The sequence below is a fragment of the Algibacter sp. genome, from assembly GCF_049667265.1.
Taxonomy (GTDB): Bacteria; Bacteroidota; Bacteroidia; order Flavobacteriales; family Flavobacteriaceae; genus Algibacter_B.
Genome location: NZ_JBATHX010000459.1, coordinates 1 through 3,755, shown reverse-complemented (window position 1 = coordinate 3,755; position 3,755 = coordinate 1). Strand labels below are relative to the sequence as shown.

General features: G+C 34.2%; 3 protein-coding genes. 1 reads left to right on the top strand and 2 read right to left on the bottom strand.

The genetic code is table 11. The features are described 5' to 3' along the window. Positions 1-539 (bottom strand): cob(I)yrinic acid a,c-diamide adenosyltransferase (locus WBN21_RS15850; protein WP_424201990.1); only part of this gene is annotated, 539 nt, incomplete at its 3' end. 140 nt (positions 540-679) lie between these two features. Here WBN21_RS15850 and WBN21_RS15845 point away from each other — a divergent pair. Then, positions 680-2,764, top strand: coding sequence for a DUF5723 family protein (locus WBN21_RS15845; RefSeq protein WP_424201988.1), 2,085 nt, complete (start codon positions 680-682; stop codon positions 2,762-2,764). Between the two features lie 173 nt (positions 2,765-2,937). Here WBN21_RS15845 and WBN21_RS15840 read toward each other — a convergent pair whose 3' ends face one another. After that, entirely contained in the window at positions 2,938-3,711 is a 774-nt protein-coding gene (locus WBN21_RS15840) for an O-methyltransferase (protein WP_424201987.1), read from the bottom strand. Positions 3,712-3,755 lie beyond the last annotated feature (44 nt).

The window sequence follows — 3,755 nt, the reverse complement described above, 5'->3', positions numbered from 1 at the left end:
GCTTGTAAATCAAAGGACAACTTTCGTGCCAATACAAAAAGATAGTCCGAAAGGCGGTTTAAGTAAGTCAACGCATTCGGCTCAAAAGGTTCTAAATCATTAAGTGCAGAAGCCAAACGTTCCGCCCTGCGGCACACACAACGTGCAATATGACAGAATGACACCGTTTGATGCCCACCAGGAAGCACAAAATGTGTCATTGGTGGTAATGCTTCATTCATAGTATCCATTTCTTGCTCTAAGTGCTCAATATCTTTTAATAAGATTTTCTCAATGTTTAAACGTTCCTTCCCGTTTTTTAAAGTAGCCTTTTCAGGGTCGGTAGCTAAAATAGCTCCAACAGTAAACAGTTTGTCTTGAATGGTAATAATTAAATCTTTGTAATGGTCATTAATATCCTGATCTCGAATTAAACCCAAATGTGAGTTTAACTCGTCAACCGTTCCATAACTTTCAATACGTATATGGTGTTTAGGAACACGAGTGCCGCCAAATAATGCGGTAGTACCTTTGTCGCCTGTTTTAGTGTAAATCTTCATATTACGAAGTTATAGTTTTTTTAAGAGTTATAAAAGTTGTTGATATCTTCTTTGTATATTAAGATTTATCCTTTTACTTTGTAAGTAATTTACGGATTGAATAAATTAAAATTGCATAAGCCCCTATAACAAATCATATTATGAAAAAATTAACCTTACTTTTCCTCTTTGTTTCCATGTCATTATCTATAAATTCGCAATCCTATATCGGATTTCTTACGGATAATTATAGCGGTGTTCATGGGGTCATATCAAATCCTGCAACCATAACCGATTCGCCTTATAAAACAGATATTAATCTTGTTGGAGCAAGTGCTTTTGGAAGTAACGATTACTTCGGAATTAACATTTTAGACGCAACTAAAGATGGTTATAGTTTCGATTTAGAATCTAAAAAACATCCTAAAGACCCTAATAATGCATCCATTAATGCAGATATTCTTGGGCCAGCGGTTATGTTTAACCTAACAGAAAAGAGTGCTATCGCCATTTTTTCTAGAGCTAGAGCTTTTGTAAATGTCAATGAAATTAATGGCGTTTCGATTGCATCTTTAGATGATGATACCACGAAAGATTTAAACATTAATAATGAAAACATGCATGTTTTGGCACATTCGTGGTCAGAAATTGGTGTTACTTATGCACGAAACGTTTTAAACAAAAATCAACACTTTTTAAAAGGTGGTGTTTCATTAAAATATTTACAAGGTTATGCTAGTGTTTTCGCATTAGGAAAGGACTTAAGTCTAAATTATGATGAGGATGGTACAGACCTTGGTGGCGGAGAAACTACAGGAAGTATTACCACTAGCGGAAATTTAACATATGCGCGTTTTGCAGATTTTGACAATGATGATTACGAATATAAAACGCCCGATAATGCTAATGGTATTGGTGTAGATGTAGGTTTTGTATACGAATGGAGACCAAACCATGCCGATTATAATGCAAACGATTCAGGTTATGGATTTAAAGATAAAAATAAGTACAAATTAAAAATAGGAGTTTCTGTTACCGATGTTGGTTTTGTTGATTATAAAGATGGTATAAAAGAAGCTTTTAACGTTGCAAATACCGATGTAAACCAAGATCAGTTTGAAGCTGCTGAAGATTTTAGCGATGCTTTAAATATATTTTACGTTCGGACTAATGCCGATACAGGTTATAAAATTGATTTGCCAACAGCATTGCATGTAAATGTAGACTACAGTTTTAGTGAAAAAGTATATTTAAATTTAAATACAGATTTTTCATTAATGGCTAAAACCAGAATAACGGCCAATCGGGTGTCGAACGTAATGTCGCTAACACCGCGTTATGAAACTAAATGGTTTAGTTTCTATGTGCCTTTAAGCGTTATTGAAAATAATGGATTTAGAATGGGAGCTGGTTTTAGAGCAGGTCCACTCTATGTTGGTTCTGGGTCTGTTATTTCTGCTATTTCAAGTGATGATAATAAAGAAGCTGATGTTTATGCCGGATTGAAAATCCCTATATATCAAAAAACGCCAAAAGATAGGGATGGCGATGGTATTATTGATAAACTTGATGATTGCCCGAAAGTGGCTGGTCCAGTTTCTAACAATGGCTGCCCAGTTGAAGATACCGATGAAGATGGTGTATTAAATGATGTTGATGAGTGCCCTGAAGTAGCAGGTCCTGAGGAAAATAAAGGATGCCCTTGGGGTGATTCTGATGAAGATGGCATTATGGATAATGAAGATTATTGTCCGGAGGAAGCTGGTACTTCTGAAAATAAAGGTTGCCCTTGGCCAGATAACGATGGAGATGGTGTTTTAGATAAAGATGATGACTGTATTGATGCTGTTGGTACGGTGGCTAATAACGGATGCCCAGAAGCAGTTATTCAAGAGATGCAAAAAACGTTAAATGATTTTGCTAAAACGATCTTATTTATTCCTGGAAATGCAACGATTAAAGACGAGTCCATTGAAGTATTAAACGGTATTATATCAGTTTTAAATGAATATCCAAATGCGAAATTTACAATTGAAGGGCATACAGATAGTATTGGTAGCTACGCGTTAAATCAAAGATTATCGGATATTAGAGCGAATGCTGTTAAAGGCTTTTTAGTTAAAAATGGCATAGATCCAACTAGATTATCAGCTGTTGGTTATGGTGAAAGAAAGCCAATTGCAACTAATATGTATAAAGCAGGTAGAAAACAAAACAGACGTGTTGAGATTAATTTAGTTAAATAAATATTTCAACCTATAAAAATAAAAAACTCAGAGTTTAATTACTTTGAGTTTTTTGTTTTTTTTTCGTTCCTGCGAAGGCAGGAATCCACTTGTTTAGTTAAAAATATTTTTTCATCTCATTATTAATTAGGTTTCGACTGCGCTCAACCTGACATGAGTATTAGTTTTTTAAATTAAACCCGAATTGTAAAATGCTCTTTTACTTGTTCACTTCTAAAAAAAACAAAACCCCAGAAAAAAGTATCAATGGTAACAGTTACTTTAGGGTGGGCTTTAATGATATTCCAAGCTTCCGTCATTCCTTTGGACCAATAAATGTCATCAAAAATAAAAACGCTTTCATTCGTTGCTGTTTTTAATAAGGTTTCAAAATACTTTAAAGTGGCTTCCTTTTGATGGTTGCCGTCAAAGAAAATTAAATCATAACTATTGGAACTTAATTTTTCAATTTCATTATTAAAGTTACCTTTAATCAACGAAACGTTTTCAACCCTAAATTTAATTAATTGTGTTTTTGAAAACGCTGAGGTTTCCTTGCAACCTTCCACGGAAGTGATATTTGCTTCTATATTCCCTAAACTTATGGCATGCGTTGCTATACCTAATGAGGTGCCAAGTTCTAATACGTTTTTTGGTTTAAAATAATTGGTCAATCGAAACAAAAGTTTTGCTCGCTTTGTGGTGGTTCCAGCATTTTTAGCAATATTGGAAACTAAGCGTTTTTGTTGGGACATAACCTGAGAACCTGCTCCTAAATCTTCAATGCTGAGTTCAGAATTATTATTTAAAAGCGATTTTCTATATTCTAATATAGCATGGTATGATTCGTAGTTTGTCTTATCATAAAAGCATTTAGATACCAAATCAAACACAAAAGGGGAGTGCACACCATGTTGGTTACTGGATTTAAAAAGGAATTTTATATACTGAAAAACTTGATAAAACACTTTGTAATGTCTGGTTGAGCGCAGTCGAAACCTTTAATTTGTTT

Coding starts and splice junctions, on each gene's coding strand:
- WBN21_RS15845 (WP_424201988.1), top strand. CDS start 680: ATGAAAAAATTAACCTTACTTTTCCTCTTTGTTTCCATGTCATTATCT.